This is a genomic window from Chromobacterium alkanivorans, assembly GCF_016937655.1.
GTDB lineage: Bacteria > Pseudomonadota > Gammaproteobacteria > Burkholderiales > Chromobacteriaceae > Chromobacterium > Chromobacterium alkanivorans.
In genome coordinates this window covers 372,846-390,946 of the sequence record NZ_JAFHKL010000003.1, presented here as the reverse complement: position 1 = coordinate 390,946, position 18,101 = coordinate 372,846, and the positions used below count along the sequence as shown (strand labels likewise).

Here is an 18,101-nt window from a genome sequence, read left to right as displayed (position 1 = left end):
TCAAGGGGCGAGGAGACGTGTTGTGAACCTGGCATTGATACTGCTGCTGGCATATGCCTTTTTTTATCCGTTGTTCATGGCGTACTTGTGGATGGTGGGGGCGGTGCATTACTACCTCCACTACGAAAGAAAAGACCCGCCGCTGAACCAGCCGCCGACGCTGGACTATCCGCCGCTGAGCGTGGTGGTGCCCTGCTACAACGAAGAAGACAATGTGCGCGAAACCCTGGCCTACGCGCTGGCGCTGGACTACCCGGATTTCGAAGTGATCGCGGTCAACGACGGCAGCCGGGACGCCACCGGCGCCATCCTGGACGAACTGGCCGCCGCGCATCCGCGGCTGCGCGTGGTGCACCAGGCCACCAACCAGGGCAAGGCGGTGGGGCTCAACACCGCGCTGGCGCTGGCGCGCCACGAATACCTGCTGTGCATAGACGGCGACGCGCTGCTGGACCCGTACGCGGGCAAATGGCTGATGCGCCATTTCCTGACCTCGCCGCGCGTGGGCGCGGTCACCGGCAACCCGCGCATCCGCAACCGCACCACCTTGTTGGGGCGGCTGCAGGTGGGCGAATTCACCGCCATCATCGGCCTGATCAAGCGCGCGCAGCGCACTTACGGCAGATTGTTCACCGTGTCCGGCGTGATCACCGCCTTCCGCAAGACCGCGGTTTACCAGGCGGGCTACTGGAGCGAGGACATGCTGACCGAGGACATCGACATCAGCTGGAAACTCCAGCTCAAGCACTGGAACGTGCGTTTCGAACCGCGCGCGCTGGTGTGGATCTTGATGCCGGAAACCCTGCGCGGCCTGTGGAAGCAGCGGCTGCGCTGGGCCAAGGGCGGCACTCAGGCGCTGATGCGCAACGCCTGGGTGCTGCGCACCTGGCGGCACCGCCACATGTGGCCGGTGTACTCCGAATACTTCCTCAGCGTGGTCTGGTCCTACACCATGGCCGGCATCATCGTGTATTGGTTGCTGAGCCTGGTGTTGGGAGACTGGCTGCCCCAGGTGGGCACGCCGCTGATCCCGCGCTGGCACGGCATGGTGCTGGGCGGCACCTGCATGCTGCAGTTCATGATCAGCAAGATGATGGACAGCCAGTACGACGCCAAGCTGGGCAAGAACTACTACTGGATGGTCTGGTATCCGCTGGTTTACTGGCTGCTGAACGTCTGCACCACCATCGTGGCTTTCCCGCAGGCGGTGTTCCGCAAAAAGGGCAAGCGCGCGCGCTGGGTCAGCCCGGACCGGGGGGTGAGGGCATGAGCCGGTTGGGAGACGGCCTGATCATCCAGGCCTCGCACAATATGAGCGCCTTGCAGCGGCTGCTGTCCTGGCTGATGACCCTGGCGTGCTGGCTGGCGTGGTTCTATCTGTGGCTGCCGGCCCTGGCTTACGTCGGCTACCTGATCTGGGGCCGGGACGTGCTGCCGGCGGCGCTCCGCGCCGAGGACGCGCCGGAACACCTGGGCAGGCTGCGCGACTACGGCTTGGAGATCGCGCTGATCGGGCTATGCCTGCTGCTGTGGTCGCGGATCAATTACTGGCGCTTCGCCGGCAAGCAGAAGCGCAGCCCCATCCCCAACGTCACGTTGGAGAAACTGGCGGAAGACCTGGGCGTGTCGCCGGACGAGCTGCGCGACGGTCAGGCCGCCAAGGTGGCGGTGGTGCACCACTGCGGCGAGGGCGGCATCGCCCGCATCGAAACCGTGACGCGGCTGCCGCCCGGCTGAGTCACCAGCCGCCGAACAAGGGCAGCAGCGCCAGAGCCAGCAACAGCGCCCAGGCGGCCGCGCCGGCGCACAGCGCGCTATAGGCGAAGTGCTGCGACTCAACCTCTTCCTCCAATCCCAGGATGGCCGGCAGCCCGTGGTAGAGCAGGGCGAAGGACGCGGCCAGGCCCAGCAGCGCGCCCAGCAGATTGAAGGCCGGGTCCGGCGCCAGCAAGGCCAGGCTGGACAGCCACAGCGGCACCGCCGCGCCGGCGGCCAGCAGGAAGCACTGATCGAAGCCCGCGGCCAGCTTGCGGCCGGCGGCCAGCGCCTGCAGCGTCCAGGCCATCAGCGGCACGGTGGCCAGTTCGGCGACGAAGAACAGCGCGGCGGCGGCCAGCCAGCGTTCCAGGCCGGCGGCGGGCGCGTAAAGCTGGCCGTGGGCCAGGCCGGCGTAGCAGATCATCAGCGCCGGCAGCAGCGAGAACGGCAGCACCAGCTTCAGCATCAGGCGGCGCGGCGTCGGCGCTCGCGCGCGCAGTTCGTCCCAGCCGCCGTGGCTGGAAAACAGCATCTTCGGATAATGGCTCAGCTTCATGGCAACACTCCTTGGGCGGGACGGGCGACGGCATACTCTCAATATGTATCATAATGTGATATAAATTCAAGCATGAATCCCTTTCCAGACTCCCCCATCCTGAGCAAGGCGGATTTTGAGCGCCTGTCCGAGTTCCGCCATCAACTGCGCGTGTTCCTGCGTTTCAGCGAAGACGCCTGCCGCGGCCACGGCCTGACCCCGCTGCAATACCAACTGCTCTTGCACGTGCAAGGTTATCCGGGCCGCGACTGGGCGACGGTGGGCGAGCTGGCCGAGCGGCTGCAGTCCCACCACCACGGGGTGGTGGCGCTGGCCAGCCGCTGCGAGGAACTGGGCCTGGTGCAGCGCCGGCCCGGCCGCGAGGACCGGCGGCAGGTGGAAATCCACCTGACCGAGGCTGGGCGCAATCAGGCGCAGGCGCTGGCCGCCTTACACCGCGACGAAATCCGGCTGCTGCGCGACAAGCTGGCGCCGCCGGGCTTCGACCCGGCTTAGATCCGGCTTAGACCCGCGAACAAAATCCCTGATCCTGGGTTGCGCCTGCTTGTCGTACGGCTGGCACTGCCTGCGTCAGCGCGCCTTGGCCCAGGTTCTCCGCGAGGTTTTGTTCGCGGCGCTTAGAACCGGTTTACGATCTCGGGAGCAATGGCGAGACAAGGCGAAAACGGCTGAAAAAGCGGAGTGTACACACGGTACATGAGCATTTTGAAGCCGCTTTCAACGCCGTATCGCCGACGCGTAGCAGATCGTAAACAGGTTCTTAATCGCCCAGATAGCGCCGGCGCAGCCGCCGCAGCCGTCCGTCCGCGGCGACGCGGTCCAAGGCCTGCTGCAAACGCTGGACGCGCTGCGGCGGCGTGGCCGGATTGAGGGCGAACCAGTATTGGCCGCCGCCGTCCAGCAAATAAGCCGGCGCCGCCGTGCGCGGCGGCAGCTTCAGCTTGCCCAGATGCCAGCGCATCGCCCAATCCAGCATCGCCACCAGATCGACGCGATCCAGCAGCAGCTTGTTCAGATTGGCCGCGTCGTCCTGGCCGGCGTCCAGCCCGTCGCGGCGCGGGTCCAGCGCCGCCAGCCGGTTGAAGGCGGCGGAGCCGGCCAGCGCGCCCACCCGATAGCGCCGCGCGTCGGCCGCGCCGCTCAGGCGGATGTCGCGGCGGGCGGACAGCCGGTACAGAAAGACGCGGCGCGGCCCTATCGGCCCCACCCACTGGAACTGCGCTTCCCGCTCCGGCGTGCGCACCATGGCGAACAACAGCGCGTCCGGCGTTTTCCGCACCGTGGCGTAAGCGCGCAGCCAGGGCCGCACCTCGATCTTTAGACTGAGCCCGGCTTCCGCCGCGACCAGGCGCAAGGCCTCGGCGGCATAGCCCTTGACCTTGTCGTTTTCCACATAGCTGAGCGGCGGCAAATCCTCGGTATAGGCCTTGATGTCGGCCGCCGCCGCCGTCAGCGTCCAGCACGCGCCCAGCGCCGCCAGCAGCGGGCGGATGATTGTCCCCGGAATGACCTTTTTTTGTCCGTTATGCGCGATGGCTCACAGCACGGCAGTTTGCCAGACAAAAGGGCCGGTTTGATGACAAATGGGCGGTTTCAGCGCAGCGCCAACGCGGCGCCCAGTCCGATCAAGGCGCAGCCTATGCCGCGGTTCAGGCCGCGCTGCCAGCGCAGCATGCCGGCGTGCAGCCGCGGCTGGGTGAACAGCACGGCCACCAGCGCGAACCAGGCCAGGTGGGAGGCGGAAATGAACAGGCCGTAGCCCGCGCGCAGCGCCGGCGGCGTGTCCGCGTTCACCGCCTGGCTGAACAGGCTGAGCACGAACAGCGAGGTCTTTGGGTTGAGCGCATTGCACAGCAGACCGGCGCGCAACGCGGCCCAGGCGCTCTGCCGGCCGCCGTGTTCCGCGGGGCCGGCGGCCAGCGGCGGCTGGATGAAGGTGCGGTAGCCGATGTACAGCAGGTAGCCTGCGCCCAGCAGCTTGAAGCCGGCCAGCAGCCACGGCGTGCGGCTGAGCAGCAGGCTGAGGCCCAGTAACGCGCACAGCACGTGGAACTGCACCCCCAGCGCGATGCCGCAGGCGCCCAGCACCCCGTGACCGCGTCCGTACTGCAGGCTGTTGCGGGTGATGACGGCGAAATCGGCGCCGGGGCTGATCACGGCGAGCAGGGTGAGCAGGGCAACGGTCAGAAATTCATTCATCGCGACAAGACTTTCATGGTGGAAACCCGGCGGATTGTCGCGGACTTGGCGCGCGGCCAAAATCGATTTATTGTCGGTGCATTGCGTGAGGAAAAATCACAGATGAGCTATCGCATTCCCGCCTTGAACGCGGTGCGCGTGTTCGAGGCCGCCGCGCGCCACGGCAGCTTCGTCAAGGCCGCCGCCGAGCTGTGCGTGACTCACGGCGCGGTCAGCCGCCAGGTCAGGCAATTGGAGGAGGGCTTGGGCGTGGCCTTGTTCGAGCGGCGCAACCGGGCGGTATTCCTGACGGCCGCCGGGGAAAGCTTTCGCCACAGCTGCGCCGAAGCGCTGCGCGTGCTGGAGCAGGGGGCGGCCCGGGCGCGGCGGCAGGCGGACGCGCCGCTGCGGCTGTCCTGCGAGCCCACCATCATGATGCGTTGGCTGATTCCGCGGCTGCCGGCGTTTCAGGCCGATCATCCCGACATCGAGCTCCTGCTGTCCGCCGCCGGCGGGAAAGTTGATTTTTCCTCACAGAGGATAGACCTGGCGCTGCGCCGCGACGACAGCGGCTGGGGCCTGGGCGACCACGCGGCGGAAGTGGCGCGCGAATGCGTGGGGCCGGTGTGCGCGCCGGCGCGGCTGAGCGCGGCCGGCGGCGATTGGCGCAGCTTGCCGCTGCTGCACACGGATAGCAGGCCGGAGGCCTGGAGCCGTTGGCTGGCGGCGCAAGGCGAGACAGCGAGCGCCGAGGCGGGCCGTTTCGAACACTTCTATCTCAGCCTGCAGGCGGCCGAAGCCGGGCTGGGGCTGGCCATCGCCTCCGTCTACATGGCTGCGGACGCCTTGGCGCTGGGCCAGCTGACGGCGCCGGAGGGCTTCCGCGCCGACGGTTCCAGCTATGTGCTGCTGTCGCCGCGCCCCTTCGACGGCGACGCGCGCCGGCAGGCGGTGTTGGAGTGGTTGCGCCGGCAGATGGCGCGGGACCTGGCTAGTCAGCCCGGCGCTGACTGAGCGGCGGCCAGGCCGGACTGCAAGCATTCGAACAACTCGCGTTCCTCGAAACGCACGTGAGCCTCCATCAATTCGGCGAAGCGCGCCAGCGTCGTCGCGTCCGGCGTCGCCAATTCCGCGATCAGCGCGCGCAGCCGGCGGTGCTCGTCCAGCGCGCGAGCGGCCAGCGCCGCGTGTTCGGTGCGCGCCAGTCGTGGGAATAGCGTGCTTTCTTCCTCGGCGAAATGCCGCTCCAGCGCGTCGGCGCTCCAGACGCGCAGCTCGGCGGTCAGGCTGGCCTGGCGTTCCGGCTCGCCGCTGGCGGCGGCCAGGCGCGCCTGACGCGCCATTTTCAGCGCCTGGTGATGTTCGCGGGACAATTCCAGCAAGGCGGGGTGTCGTTTCATGAAGAGGAGTCCGGAGAGTGGGAAGGCGCGCGGCCGCGGCGCAGGCTGCTCAGCAGCAGGACGAGGAAACACAGCAGCGTCAGCGCATTGAGCAGGCCGGCCGCGCGCCGCCAGGCGAAAGCGCCGTCCAGCATGCCGTACAGCCGCAGCAGCAAGGACAGGTGCAGCGCCGCCAGCGGCGCGTAGAAGGCGGGACGGTAAGGCAGCTTCAGCCGCGTCAGCGCCGGGATGATGATGGGCGCGTGGCCGAACACCATGGAAAACACAAAGCCCAGGCCCATCGCGTGCAAGGCTGCGTCGCGCCAGGGATGGCCGGGCAGCAGCGCGCCGGCCAGGCCCAAGACGCCGGCTACGGCCAGCCAGCCGTAACCGCAGAGCAGGGCGACGGCGATGTAGCGGGTCAGCCCGCGCTGGCGCGCGTTGCGCCGGGCGATGTCGTGGCGCAGCAGCCAGACGGCCAGCGCCAGCAAGGCCGCTGCGTACAGCCGCAGGCCGATGTCCGGCCGCCACAGGCTCAAGGCGGCGCCGCCGCCCAGTGCCAGGGCCGCCAGCGCGAAGCCGCGCCGGGCCGAAGGCTGCAGCGGCAGCAAGCGGGTCAGCTCCAGCCGTTCGCCGGCAATGGTCAGAATCAGGAAGGCCAGCCACCAGGGAATGGCCGGCTGCACATCCCCGCCCAGCAGCCAGGCCAGGTTGCCGATCAGCCAACACAGCGCGGCGGCGGCCAGGGTCAGGGTGAAGGTGGCGGCATGACGTCGCAGCACCTGGACGCCGCCGGCCAGCAAGACGACGGAGGCCAGCGTCTGCAGCCACTGCGCCGCCAACGGCGGCAGGCCGGCGATCAGACTCAGGCCGGACAGGCTGGCTGCCACCGGCGCCAGCAAGGCCCAGCGGCGGTTCAAGGCCACCGCCCGCTCCAAGCTGATCACGCCGCCGAAGAAGGCGCCTATCATCAGCGCGCCGTGCCAGCCGGCCAGCGACGCTGTCGCGGCCGGCACCGCCCAGCCCAGGCGCGCCAGGCCGGCCAAGGCGCCGCAGAGCAGGGCCAGCGCGGCCAGGCCCAGCCAGGGCAGCCGCCACGCCTGCGCCGGACTCATGCCTGCCAGCCGAAATGACGACGGCTGTCCTCGCTCATCCGTTCCGGCGACCAGGCCGGCTCCCAGACCAGGTCGACGTGGATGCGGCGCTGCGGCGGCAGGCCGTGGGTGAGCGCGAACTCCACTTCGTCCAGAATCATTTCGCCCATCGGACAGGCGGGCGAGGTCATGGTCATCTCGATCAACAGCCGCTCCGGCTGCGGGTCGATGCGGTAGACCAGGCCCAGATCGATGATGTTGACGCCGATTTCCGGGTCTATGACCTGGCGCAGCAGGCCGCGCGCCAAGTCCACTTCCTGCTGCTGTTCGGGGGAGAGGGGGTCCGGCATGGAGGTCGCCTTTTAAGGTATATATTTTTTACACCTTATGGATGCTACGCCGGCAGAGGCGGCCGGGCAATAGGCCGTTCAGCTTAGCGCGGCTGACAGTGCCGGTTTCACGTCTGAGGCAAGGCGGCGTCAGGCGTTTTGTTGGCCGCTCTTAATCGCAACGCCGCACCCGCTCCCAATCCAGGCCGAAGCGCGCCAGGTATTTGCGCAGCCGGTCCGCGTCGTTGGGCTGGGCCTTGAGCTGGCGCGAGGCGGCGAACAGCCGGCGGCCGGCCTCGGACAGAGAGGCCGAGTCGCGGCAGACGCGCAGCACGCCCTCCAACTGCATGCGGTCGAACAAGTCCAGCTGAGCCAGCCGCTCCGGGTCCAGCGCCGCCAGCGCCTCTTCCGACGCCTGCTCTTGCCAGCCGTGGCGCAGCCGCGCGATCTCTTCGCTGACGCCTTCCTCGTCGATGCGGCCGGCGTCGGCCAGCGTGGCCATCCGCGTGACCGAGGCGGACAGCTCGCGGAAGTTGCCCTGCCAGCGCGCCTGCGGCGAGGCGGCGAAGGCGAGGTAGGCGCGGCGCGCCTCGGCGTTGAAGCGGGCGCGCTGGCCGTGCTGCTCGGCGTGGCGCGCCAGCTCGAACTCCAGATTGGGCTCGATGTCCTCGCGGCGCTCGGCCAGGCCGGGCAGGTCGAAGCTCCACAGATTGATGCGCGCGTACAAGTCCTCGCGGAAACGGCCGGCGCGCACCCATTGGCGCAAGTCCCGCACCGTGCCGCAGATCAGCTGGAAATTGCTGTGCACCTCGCAATCGCCGCCAAAGGGGAAGAAGCGTTTTTCTTCTATGGCCTTGAGCAGCATCGCCTGCTCGTCCAGGCCCAGCTCGCCTATCTCGTCCAGGAACAGCATGCCGCCGTCCGCGCTGCGCAACAGGCCGAAGCGCTCGGCGTGAGCGCCGGTGAACGCGCCCTTCACATGGCCGAACAGGGCCGACATCGCGCTGTCGCCGCGCAAGGTGGCGCAATTGACCTCGACAAAGCGGCCGTCCAGCCGATGGCGCGTTTTTTTCAGCTGATACAGCCGGCGCGCCAGCTGGCTTTTGCCGGCGCCGGTGGGGCCGCTGAGCAGGATGGGAGCGTCGGAGCGCACCGCCACCCGCTCGATCTGCTCGATCATGCGGTTGAAGCGCGGGTTGCGGGTGGCGATGCCGGACTTGAGAAAGGACACGGTGTCGTCGCTCTCCTGGCGGAAACGTTGCGCGATCTGGTCGTAGCGCGACAGATCCAGGTCGATGAGGCTGACCTCGCCGGCCAGGCGCTGGCCCTGGCGCGCCGGCGAGCTTTGCAGCAGCCGCGCCGGCAGGTGGCGGGATTCGGTGAGCAGAAACCAGCAAATCTGCGCCACGTGGGTGCCGGTGGTGATGTGGACCAGGTAATCTTCGCGTTCGGTGTCGAAAGCGTAGCGCGCGGCGAAGTCGTGCAGCGCCGCGTACATCTCCTCGAAATCCCATGGGTCTTGCAGATTGACCGGATGCAGCCGAACCTCGGTGCCCGGCGACACCGCGGCGATGTCCTGCGCCGTCAACTGCGCCAGCCGCGAATGATGGTTGTCGTGCAGCAGTTCCAGCCGCCGCAGCGGCATCTCGGGCTGGGCGCAAATGCCCACCGAGGGCCGCCATTTCTTCCAGCGCTCGGCGCCGTGGCCGCGCCGGTCCAGCACCGTGCCCAGGAAACCAATCGCCACTCTGTTGCGCATATCTTATCTATTTGGATAATTGAATAGATTATTTTATCAAAAAAGACTTGTCTGTGTTTTTGCGAAAACCGGCGGATCGGCGTTGAATGGAAGGTTTGTTATTGTTTAATCAATGGCTTGATCATTTTATTTCGAGCGGTCATGAAGCTGGCACGATTCTGGCAATAAGCGGAACGGGCGCGGAGGCGCAAGCCTGTCCGCGCCTTGGGGCGATGCGCGCCGACGGCGCGCCAAGAGCCTGTTCACGATCCAGCGAGCAAGAGCGGGGCAAGGCGAAGCAGCGGAAGAAGCGGAATGTGCAGTGGCTGTCCGAGCATTCCGACGCCGTTGACAACGCCCTGGTCCAAGCCGCCACGGCGCAGCAGATCGAGAGCAGGCTCTAAGAGCGGCTAACAAAAGTCAGTTTCACGTCTGAGGCAAGGCGCGCCGACGCGGGCAGTACTTGGGTACGGCAAGTCGGCGCAACGCAGCATCAGGTGTTTTGTTCGCCGCTCAAAAAACCGATATGCACAAAGAAAGACAAGAATATGACCGTGAATCCCTATCAAACCCTGCTGGCGGCCAACGGCGCGCCAATCAAGATGTGGACGCAAGGCGTCCCGGTGGAAGACGCCGCGCGCGAGCAACTGCTGCAAACCGCGCAACTGCCCTTCATCTTCCGGCACTTGGCGGTGATGCCGGACGTGCACCTGGGCAAAGGCTCCACCATAGGCAGCGTGATTCCCACCGTGGGCGCCGTCGTTCCGGCGGCGGTGGGCGTGGACATCGGCTGCGGCATGATGGCGGCGCGCACCACCTTGAGCGCCGCGGACCTGCCGGACCAGCTGGGCGGCCTGCGCGGCGCGATCGAAGCCGCGGTGCCGCACGGCCGCAGCCCCTCCCGCTCCGGGCGCGACAAAGGCGCCTGGCAGCAGCCGCCGGCCGGCGTGGACGCCGCCTGGGCGCGGCTGCTGCCGGGCTTCGACGCCATCACGGCCAAATATCCCAAACTGGCGAAAACCAATAACCGCCTCCACCTGGGCACGCTGGGCACCGGCAATCACTTCGTCGAGGTGTGTCTGGACGAGGCGGACCGCGTCTGGTTCATGCTGCACTCCGGTTCGCGCGGCGTGGGCAACGCCATCGGCAATCTGTTCATCGAACTGGCCCAGGCGGATATGCGCCGGCACATCGCCAATCTGCCGCACCGCGAACTGGCTTATTTCGAAGAAGGCAGCCGCCATTTCGACGACTACGTGGAAGCGGTGGGCTGGGCGCAGGACTATGCGCGCCAAAACCGCCAACTGATGATGCGCCAGGCGGTGGACGCCGCGCGCGGCGTGATCACCAAGCCCTTCGACGCCGAAGTGGAGGCGGTGAACTGCCACCACAACTACGTGCAGCGCGAAACCCACTTCGGCCGCGAGGTGCTGGTGACGCGCAAGGGCGCGGTGGCCGCGCACAAAGGCCAGCTGGGCATCATTCCCGGCTCCATGGGCGCCAAGAGCTTCATCGTGCGTGGTCTGGGCAATGAAGAAGCCTTCTGTTCCTGCAGCCACGGCGCCGGCCGCGCGATGAGCCGCTCCGAAGCCAAGCGCCGCTTTGACATAGACGATCAGCGCCGCGCCACCGCCCATGTGGAATGCCGCAAGGACGCGGAGGTGATCGACGAAATCCCGATGGCCTACAAAGACATCGACGCGGTGATGGCGGCGCAATCCAGCCTGGTGGAAGTGGTGCATACCTTGCGTCAGGTGGTGTGCGTGAAAGGATGAGGACTGGTTCGCCATCCGGCGCGCGCGGTTTTTAATGTCCTTTGCTAGCCGTTTGGCCGGCGCGCGGCGGACATTGAGCCGGTTCTAATGCAAGGCGTCGGCTGGGCGGGAGGCTCCGCCGACGGCCTGGAGACAAAGACAATGCGAGAATTTTTATTTCAACACCCGCTGGAAGACGCGATGCGCGAGCGGGTGCGGCGCGAACTGGACGCGCTGGAACGGCGGCACCGGGTGCGGGTGCTCTACGCCTGCGAATCCGGCAGCCGCGCCTGGGGTTTTCCGTCGCCGGACAGCGATTACGACGTGCGCTTCATCTACGTGCACGAGCCGGAATGGTATCTGCGCGTGATGCCGCAGCGCGACGTGATCGAACTGCCGATCAACGACGAGCTGGACATCAGCGGCTGGGAGTTGCGCAAGGCGCTGCGCCTGCTGCAAGGCTCCAACCCCACGCTGTGCGAATGGCTGCAATCGCCGTTGGTGTACCGGGCGGACCCGCAGGCCTTGCGCCTGCTGCGCGGCTTGGCGCCGGATTTCCGCTCGGATCTCAAGTGCCGCTGGCATTACCTGGCGATGGCGCGCAAGAACTTCAACGCCCATCTGCAAGGCGACAGCGTGTGCCTGAAAAAATACCTGTACGTGCTGAGGGCCTTGCTGGCGGTGCGCTGGCTGGACGCCGGGCGCGGCATGCCGCCGACGCGCTTCGCCCAGCTGGCCGGCGTGGTGGACGACGCCGGGCTGGCCGCCGAGATCAACCAACTGCTGGCGGTGAAGATAGCCTGCGGCGAGTCGATGCGCGGACCGCGCCGCCCGCGCATCCACGCCTTCATCGAACAGCAGCTGGCGGCGGCGGAACCGGCGCCGGCGTTGCCCACGCCCTGTGGCGACAACGCGCGTCTGGACCAGGCGCTGTGGCGGCTGGCCAGGCCGCTAGACCATGAACTGGGATTGGTGTCCAGCTGAAAGGACAGCATTGCGTATTCCATCGGGATAATAAGATGTTGGCGGCAGGCGGTCCGGCTCGCGCCGGTCGCCGCCGTTCTGACATCAACCCGGGGGTATCCTGATGAGCTACACCAATGTCGAATCCAGGCCTGGCCAACAGCCGCGCCATGGCCAAGTGTTCCAGCCGGAGTCGCGCGGCCAGTTCTGCGTGGACGGCGTCAACGCCCAATGCCCGCTGCTGAGCTGGCAGGTCAACGGCCTGGAAGGCGGCAAATTCTTCCCCGCCGTCGCGGGCGGCCTGCGCGACCCGCTGGCGCCGGACGACGTGGCCAATGTGGCGCCGCCGGCGGACGGCAAAATCGCCAGCGCCGGCCAGGCCTTCGCCGCGGTGCTGGACGAGCAGAGCGCCGAGCGTTGGCACAAGCACCCGGTCAAATCCGGCCAGGCGCAGGAATTCCACTGGAGCTACCACGCGATCCACCTGACCCGGCGCTGGAACTACTTCATCACCAAGGCCGGCTGGAACCCCAACCAGCCGCTGAGCCGCGCCCAGTTCGAGTCCGAGCCCTTCCACAAAGTGGAGCTGACCGCCCAGCCGTACTGGTCCCACGGCGCCGAACTGATGCCGCCGGAGCCCACCATCCACAATGTCAGGCTGCCGGAGCGCCAGGGCTACCACGTGGTGCTGGCGGTGTGGGAAGTGGCCGACACCGGCAACGCCTTCTACCAAGTGATCGACTTCGACTTCAGCTGATCGACGCGCTTCGCGCCACGCGCGGCGGCCTGGGCCGCCGCCGTCGCCTCCATGAAAGGAAGGGCAGATGAATCAATTCGCCAAGCCGGAACGGCGCGCGTTGAGCGACGACGCCGCGTTGATGCCGGAGATTGCGGGCAACTTCTTGATGGGTTTCTGGCACAACTGGCCGTCGGAGCCGGGCAACGGCTACCAGAGCGGCCAGTCCGCGGACCTGCCGCTGGCGGAAACCCCGGCCGACTACAACATCGTGGCGGTGGCCTTCATGAAGGGCGCCGGCATTCCCACCTTCAAACCCTACAATCTGAGCGATCAGGCCTTCCGCGAACAAGTGGGCGAACTCAACCGCCAGGGGCGGGCGGTGCTGATCTCGCTGGGCGGCGCGGACGCCCACATCGAGCTGCATGCCGGGCAAGAGCAGGCGCTGGCCGACGAAATCATCCGCCTGGCGGAGACCTACGGCTTCGACGGCCTGGACATCGACCTGGAGCAAAGCGCCATCGCCGCCGCCGACAACAGCGCGGTGATTCCGGCCGCGCTCAAGCGGGTCAAGGACCACTACGCAGCCGAGGGCCGCCACTTCATCATTAGCATGGCGCCGGAGTTTCCCTATCTGAAAGTGGGCGACAAATACGCGCCTTACCTCGCCGCGCTGGACGGCTATTACGACTTCATCGCCCCGCAGTACTACAACCAGGGCGGCGACGGCGTCTGGGTGGACGAGCTGAACGCCTGGCTGTCCCAGGACAACCAGGAGCAAAAGGAAGACTTCCTCTATTACCTGACCGACAGCCTGATCAACGGCACCCGCGGCTACCTGAGCATCCCGGCGGACAAGTTCGCCATCGGCCTGCCGGCCAACAACGACGCCGCCGCCACCGGCTACGCGGCGGACCCCGGCGCGGTGTACCGCGCCTTCAGTCGCTTGGCCGCGGACGGCAACCCCATTCGCGGCTTGATGACCTGGTCCGTCAACTGGGACGCCGGGCGCGACGCCGGCGGCCGGCCCTATGACTGGGGTTTTGTCCGCGACTACGCCGAACTGATCCACGGCGACAGCGGCGGCGGCCGCCCCGGCGCGCCGCAAAACCTCAAGGCGGACAGCCGCAGCGACACCGCCATCAGCCTGAGTTGGGAAGCTTCCCAGGGCGGCGAGCAGCCGGTGACGCATTACCAGCTGCACCGCGACGGCCAGCCGGCGGGCCAGACCGGCGCGCTCAACTATCTGGACAGCGGCCTGCAGCCCGGCACCGCCTACCGCTACTTCGTCACCGCGCTGGACGCCGCCGGCCAGGCCTCTGGCCCCAGCAACAGCGTGACCGTCAGCACCAGCGGCGGCGAGCCGGAGCCGGAGTATCCGGAGTGGCTGAACGAGCACGACTACCAAGTGGACGACGGCGTCAGCTATCAGGGCGGCCATTACCGCTGCCTGCAAGCCCACCGCTCCAACCCCGGCTGGACGCCGGACGTGGCCTTCACCCTGTGGCGGCCGGCGTGAGCTGAGCGCGGCGGCGGGCCTTGCAGGGGCCGGCCGCCGCTTTTTATTGCCGCTTGGCCGCCCAGCTGGAGAAGCGCTGCTCCAGCGCCTCGCCGTGGTCGGTCCAGAACGCGGCGTCCATCGCCAGCGCGCTGGCCATATTGGCCGGGTGGCTGGGCAGCTCCGCCTGGACCGCGGCCGGCAGCAGGCCCAGCGCCTTGCGGTTGCTGGGGCCGTAAGGCATCTGCTCCGAATACAGCTTTTGCGGCTCCGGCCGGCTGGCGAAGGCGATGAACTTCAGCGCCTCGTCCTTATTGGGCGAACCCTTGGGAATGGCCCAGTAGCTGAACTCGCTGATGTTGTTGCGCCACACCATGCGCAGCTTGCGGCCCTCGCGCCGCGCCAGGCTGATGCGGCCGTTGTAGGAAGAACTCATCGTCACGTCGCCGGACAACAGATACTGCGGCGGCTGGGCGCCGCTTTCCCACCACTGGATATGGGGCTTGAGCTGGTCCAGCTTGCGAAAGGCGCGGTCCACCCCGGCCGGCGTGGACAAGGTCTTGTAGACCTCGGCCGGCGGCACGCCGTCCGCCATCAGCGCGATCTCCAGCGTGTAGGGCGCGCCGCGGCGCAAGGCCCGTTTGCCGGGGAAGCGCTTCACGTCCCAGAAATCCTGCCAGCTCTGCGGCGCGGTTTTCAGCTTGTCCTCGTTGTAGGCCAGCACCATGGAGGCCAGGAACATGCCGATGGCGCAGGGCTGGACCGCGCCGGGCACGAAGTCCGCCTTGTCGCCTATCCGCCGGTAATCCAGCTTCTCCAGCAAACCCTCCTCACAGCCGCGGCCCTGCGCCGCGGCGTCCACCTCCACCGCGTCCCAGCGCACGCGGCCGGTGGCCGCCATCGCCTTGATCTTGGCGAACTCGCCGTTCCAGGCGTCTGCGACGATGCGCACGCCGTTTTGGCGCTGATAAGGCGCGTAATAAGCGCGCGACTGCGCCGCCTGGTTCTCGCCGCCGTAGGACACCACCACCAACTCGCTGGCGGAGGCGACGCCGCCGGCCAACAGGCAGGCGGCGATGCTCAGATGCGTCAATTTCATGATCTCTCTCCTCTGGATGCTGCGTGGCCGGCTTATCCTTGCCGATCCGGACAGTCTAGGAAGCGATCAAAAAACTGTAAAATTTATTTTGATTTTATTAAAAAACTGTTGCGGAGTCGGATGGCTTTGCCGTGCGCGGCGCCGGCGAGGCTGGGCGAGACAAGGAAAAAGCCGCTGGGGCAGCGGCTTTGTTTGGAACAGGTTCTTGAGCCGCTAACAAAGCCGCGCAGCGTGCCTGAGCCAAGGCGCGCCGACGCAGGCCGTACCCGTAGTACGACAAGGAGGCGCAACGCAGGATCAGGGGTTTTGTTAGCGGCTCTTAGTAGCTGGGCGGGGTAATCACCCAGACCACAACGGTCTCCTCGCTGCCCGGATTGCGGTAGCGGTGCGGCTCGCTGCTGGAATAGGCGAAGCTGTCGCCCTGTTCCAGGTGAAACTGGCGCTCGCCGACAAACAGCTCCAGCGAACCCTTGAGCACGAAGCCGGCTTCCTCGCCGTTGTGGCTGTAACCCTCGTCGCAGCTGGCGCCGGGCGGAATCAGACAGTGGATCATCTCCAGCTGGCGCTGGTTTCGGGGCGTCAGCAAGTGGTCGACGAAACCGTTCTTATAATCCAGCCGCGGCCGCTGCTCGCGGCGCACGATGTAGTCCTTCTCGTCCGCGGCCTGCTCGGCGGCGTCGTTGAAAAACCATTGCACCGTCACCCCCAGGCTGCGGGCGATATTGACCAGCGCGTTGATGGACGGCTGGGCCAGCTCGCGCTCGATCAGGCTGATGTGGCCCACCGACAAGCCGCTGGTTTCGGCCAGCCGGCTCAGCGTCAGGCCCTGGCGCTTGCGCAGCTGGCGGATGCGGGCGCCCAGCTGCAGCGGGGCTTCGACGGCGGATGTTGCGTTTTTGCTCACGATGAAATCCTGTGCGGCGACGCTTGGCCGCGGTTCATGCTTGAATTTTATTAAAAAAATTTGCAATAAATTTTAATTTAAGCAAAATCAAAAAGCCACAGCGATGGCGTCCGCCAAACCCGATCAAAGGTCCACGTGATGAGCACCTTGTTCCCCTTGCTGTTCTCCCCGCTGCGCATCGGCCCGGCGCTGCTGAAGAATCGTATCATGTCCACCGGCCACGACACCGTGCTGCCGGTGGACGGCCGGGTCAGCCCGGCGCTGGTGGCCTACCACCGGGCGCGGGCGCGCGGCGGCGTCGGCCTGATCGTGCTGCAAGTCTCCGGCGTCCACGAAACCGCGCACTACACCTCGCACGCCCTGATGGCCACCGACGACAGCTGCGTGCCCGGCTACCGGCAACTGGCCGAGGCCGTGCATGCCGAAGGCTGCAAGCTGTTTGCCCAGCTGTTCCACCCCGGGCGCGAAATCATGGAAAGCGCCGACGGCCTGTTGAGCGTGGCCTACGCGCCGTCGGCGACGCCCAGCGAGCGCTTCCACGTGCAGCCGCGCGCGCTGAGCCGCGAAATGATAGACGAAATTATCGCCGGCTACGGCGCGGCGGCGCGGCGGCTGCGTGACGCCGGCGTGGACGGCGCCGAGATTGTCGCCAGCCACGGCTATTTGCCGGCGCAATTTCTCAACCCGCAAGTCAACCGCCGCCAAGACGGCTACGGCGGCGACGACGCCGGCCGGCTGCGCTTCCTGCGCGAAGCGGTGGCCGCCGCCCGCGCCGGCGGCGGGCCCGGCTTTGTGGTGGGGCTGCGCATCTCCGCCGGCGAGGAAGAGGGCGGGGGCATGGACGCCGAGCTGGCGCTGGCGGCGACGCGGGCGCTGGAGAATGAACTGGACTACGTCAGCCTGGTGGCCGGCAGCTCCGCCACCCTGGGCGCCGCCATCCACATCGCGCCGCCGATGGCGCTGCCGGCCGCCTACCTGGCGGCGCAGGCGGCGCGCTTCAAGCGCGCGCTGAGCATCCCGGTGCTCTTGGCCGGGCGCATCAACCAGCCGCAGGAGGCCGAACAACTGCTGGCCGGCGGCCAAGCTGACGCTTGCGGCATGACCCGCGCGCTGATTTGCGACCCGGAACTGCCGGCCAAGGCCGAACAGGGCCGGCATGACGACATCCGCGCCTGCATAGGCTGCAACCAGGCCTGTATCGGCCGCTTCCACCGCGGCCTGCCCATCTCCTGCATCCAACACCCGCAAAGCGGCCGCGAACTGGAATACGGCGAACTGCGGCCGGCCGCCGCGCCGCGGCGGGTGCTGGTGGCCGGCGGCGGCCCGGCCGGCATGAAGGCGGCGGTGATCGCGGCGCAACGCGGCCATCAGGTCAGCCTGTACGAAGCCGGCCCGCAACTGGGCGGCCAGGCGCTGCTGGCGCAACTGCTGCCCGGCCGCGCGGAATTCGGCGGCCTGATCACCAATCTGGAGCGGGAGCTGCAACTGGCCGGCGTGGAAGTGAGACGCAACGCCAGGGTGGACCGCGAACTGGTGCGGCGGCTGGCCCCGGACGCAGTAGTGGTGGCCACCGGCGCGCGGCCGCGCTGGCCGGCGCTGGAAGGCGGCGGCGCCATGCAAGTGTTGGATGCCTGGCAAGTGCTGCGCGGCGAAGCGGTGCGGGGCGGCAAGGTGTTGGTGGCGGACTGGCGCTGCGACTGGATCGGGCCCGGCATCGCGCTGCGGCTGGCCGCCGCCGGCCACCAGGTGAGGCTGGCGGTCAACGGTACCCATGCCGGCGAAGCGCTGCAAATGTATGTGCGCGACCACCTGGCCGGCCAATTGCAGCGCGCCGGCGTGACGGTGACGCCGTACGCGCGGCTGTACGGCCACGACGACGACAGCGTGTACCTGCTGCACACCGCCAGCGAGGAAGCGATGGTGGAAAGCGAAGTGGACTGCCTGGTGCTGTGTCAGGGGCACCAGGCCGAGGATGGTTTATTGGAAGAGTTGAGCGGCTGCGGCGCTGAGCTGCACGCGATAGGCGATTGCCTGGCGCCGCGCACCGCGGAAGAAGCCATCTATGAAGGCATGCGGCTGGGCTGGCGTTTGTAGTTGCCGGCCCGGCTGCCTGGC

19 protein-coding genes are annotated in these 18,101 nt (G+C 67.4%); 10 read left to right on the top strand and 9 right to left on the bottom strand.

What is annotated here, in order from left to right; all coding sequences use genetic code 11:
* Window positions 1–22 precede the first annotated feature (22 nt).
* On the top strand, window positions 23–1,270 hold the full coding sequence (gene pgaC / locus JW897_RS07590) for a poly-beta-1,6-N-acetyl-D-glucosamine synthase (protein WP_231589282.1): 1,248 nt from the start codon (window positions 23–25) through the stop codon (window positions 1,268–1,270).
* On the top strand, window positions 1,267–1,737 hold the full coding sequence (pgaD, locus tag JW897_RS07585; protein WP_082159011.1) for a poly-beta-1,6-N-acetyl-D-glucosamine biosynthesis protein PgaD: 471 nt from the start codon (window positions 1,267–1,269) through the stop codon (window positions 1,735–1,737). Before pgaC ends, pgaD begins: the two co-directional genes overlap by 4 nt.
* A gap of 1 nt (window position 1,738) precedes the next feature.
* Here the strand turns inward: pgaD and JW897_RS07580 are convergent, their stop codons facing one another.
* Window positions 1,739–2,314, bottom strand: a complete 576-nt coding sequence (locus JW897_RS07580) for a YIP1 family protein (protein ID WP_205465697.1) — start codon at window positions 2,312–2,314, stop codon at window positions 1,739–1,741.
* A 72-nt stretch (window positions 2,315–2,386) separates the two neighbouring features.
* On the opposite strand from JW897_RS07580, the gene JW897_RS07575 reads away from it, so the two are divergent.
* Window positions 2,387–2,809, top strand: coding sequence for a MarR family winged helix-turn-helix transcriptional regulator (locus tag JW897_RS07575; protein ID WP_205465696.1), 423 nt, complete (start codon window positions 2,387–2,389; stop codon window positions 2,807–2,809).
* A gap of 265 nt (window positions 2,810–3,074) precedes the next feature.
* Here the strand turns inward: JW897_RS07575 and JW897_RS07570 are convergent, their stop codons facing one another.
* Window positions 3,075–3,725, bottom strand: a complete 651-nt coding sequence (locus tag JW897_RS07570) for a substrate-binding periplasmic protein (protein WP_240352112.1) — start codon at window positions 3,723–3,725, stop codon at window positions 3,075–3,077.
* Window positions 3,726–3,907: 182 nt separating this feature from the next.
* Window positions 3,908–4,513: a LysE family translocator gene (locus JW897_RS07565; RefSeq protein WP_205465695.1), complete on the bottom strand. Its 606-nt coding sequence runs from the start codon at window positions 4,511–4,513 to the stop codon at window positions 3,908–3,910.
* Window positions 4,514–4,615: 102 nt separating this feature from the next.
* Here JW897_RS07565 and JW897_RS07560 point away from each other — a divergent pair, with 102 nt between their 5' ends.
* Entirely contained in the window at window positions 4,616–5,506 is an 891-nt protein-coding gene (locus tag JW897_RS07560) for a LysR family transcriptional regulator (protein ID WP_205465694.1), read from the top strand.
* Here JW897_RS07560 and JW897_RS07555 read toward each other — a convergent pair.
* From JW897_RS07555 to rtcR, 4 genes are all read right to left on the bottom strand, one after another.
* Window positions 5,488–5,892 (bottom strand): hemerythrin domain-containing protein, encoded by a 405-nt coding sequence (locus tag JW897_RS07555; protein ID WP_205465693.1) that lies wholly within the window; start codon window positions 5,890–5,892, stop codon window positions 5,488–5,490. The genes JW897_RS07560 and JW897_RS07555 overlap by 19 nt on opposite strands.
* Window positions 5,889–6,986 (bottom strand): hypothetical protein, encoded by a 1,098-nt coding sequence (locus JW897_RS07550; protein ID WP_205465692.1) that lies wholly within the window; start codon window positions 6,984–6,986, stop codon window positions 5,889–5,891. Before JW897_RS07550 ends, JW897_RS07555 begins: the two co-directional genes overlap by 4 nt.
* Window positions 6,983–7,315 (bottom strand): metal-sulfur cluster assembly factor, encoded by a 333-nt coding sequence (locus tag JW897_RS07545; protein WP_048414554.1) that lies wholly within the window; start codon window positions 7,313–7,315, stop codon window positions 6,983–6,985. The genes JW897_RS07550 and JW897_RS07545 overlap by 4 nt, the downstream gene beginning before the upstream one ends.
* 151 nt (window positions 7,316–7,466) lie before the next feature.
* Window positions 7,467–9,053 (bottom strand): RNA repair transcriptional activator RtcR, encoded by a 1,587-nt coding sequence (gene rtcR, locus JW897_RS07540; RefSeq protein ID WP_048414553.1) that lies wholly within the window; start codon window positions 9,051–9,053, stop codon window positions 7,467–7,469.
* Window positions 9,054–9,139: 86 nt separating this feature from the next.
* Between rtcR and JW897_RS07535 the strand changes: the two genes are divergently transcribed.
* From JW897_RS07535 to JW897_RS24490, 5 genes are all read left to right on the top strand, one after another.
* A complete protein-coding gene (locus JW897_RS07535) occupies window positions 9,140–9,436 on the top strand; it encodes a hypothetical protein (RefSeq protein ID WP_205465691.1) in 297 nt (98 codons plus the stop codon).
* Window positions 9,437–9,580: 144 nt separating this feature from the next.
* Complete coding sequence (locus JW897_RS07530; protein WP_205465690.1) at window positions 9,581–10,807, top strand: RtcB family protein; 1,227 nt, start codon at window positions 9,581–9,583, stop codon at window positions 10,805–10,807.
* 141 nt (window positions 10,808–10,948) lie between these two features.
* Window positions 10,949–11,770: a nucleotidyltransferase domain-containing protein gene (locus tag JW897_RS07525; protein ID WP_048414550.1), complete on the top strand. Its 822-nt coding sequence runs from the start codon at window positions 10,949–10,951 to the stop codon at window positions 11,768–11,770.
* A gap of 103 nt (window positions 11,771–11,873) precedes the next feature.
* Window positions 11,874–12,506 (top strand): lytic polysaccharide monooxygenase auxiliary activity family 9 protein, encoded by a 633-nt coding sequence (locus JW897_RS07520; protein ID WP_205465689.1) that lies wholly within the window; start codon window positions 11,874–11,876, stop codon window positions 12,504–12,506.
* A 67-nt stretch (window positions 12,507–12,573) separates the two neighbouring features.
* On the top strand, window positions 12,574–14,004 hold the full coding sequence (locus tag JW897_RS24490) for a carbohydrate-binding protein (protein WP_205465688.1): 1,431 nt from the start codon (window positions 12,574–12,576) through the stop codon (window positions 14,002–14,004).
* 43 nt (window positions 14,005–14,047) lie between these two features.
* Here JW897_RS24490 and JW897_RS07510 read toward each other — a convergent pair whose 3' ends face one another.
* Both JW897_RS07510 and JW897_RS07505 read right to left on the bottom strand, forming a co-directional pair.
* Window positions 14,048–15,082 carry a polyamine ABC transporter substrate-binding protein gene (locus JW897_RS07510; RefSeq protein WP_048414547.1) on the bottom strand — a complete coding sequence of 345 codons (1,035 nt, stop codon included), beginning with the start codon at window positions 15,080–15,082 and terminating at the stop codon, window positions 14,048–14,050.
* Between the two features lie 319 nt (window positions 15,083–15,401).
* Window positions 15,402–15,986 carry a cupin domain-containing protein gene (locus tag JW897_RS07505; protein WP_231589281.1) on the bottom strand — a complete coding sequence of 195 codons (585 nt, stop codon included), beginning with the start codon at window positions 15,984–15,986 and terminating at the stop codon, window positions 15,402–15,404.
* A 138-nt stretch (window positions 15,987–16,124) separates the two neighbouring features.
* Here JW897_RS07505 and JW897_RS07500 point away from each other — a divergent pair, with 138 nt between their 5' ends.
* Complete coding sequence (locus JW897_RS07500) at window positions 16,125–18,080, top strand: oxidoreductase (protein ID WP_205465687.1); 1,956 nt, start codon at window positions 16,125–16,127, stop codon at window positions 18,078–18,080.
* The last annotated feature ends 21 nt before the right edge of the window (window positions 18,081–18,101 follow it).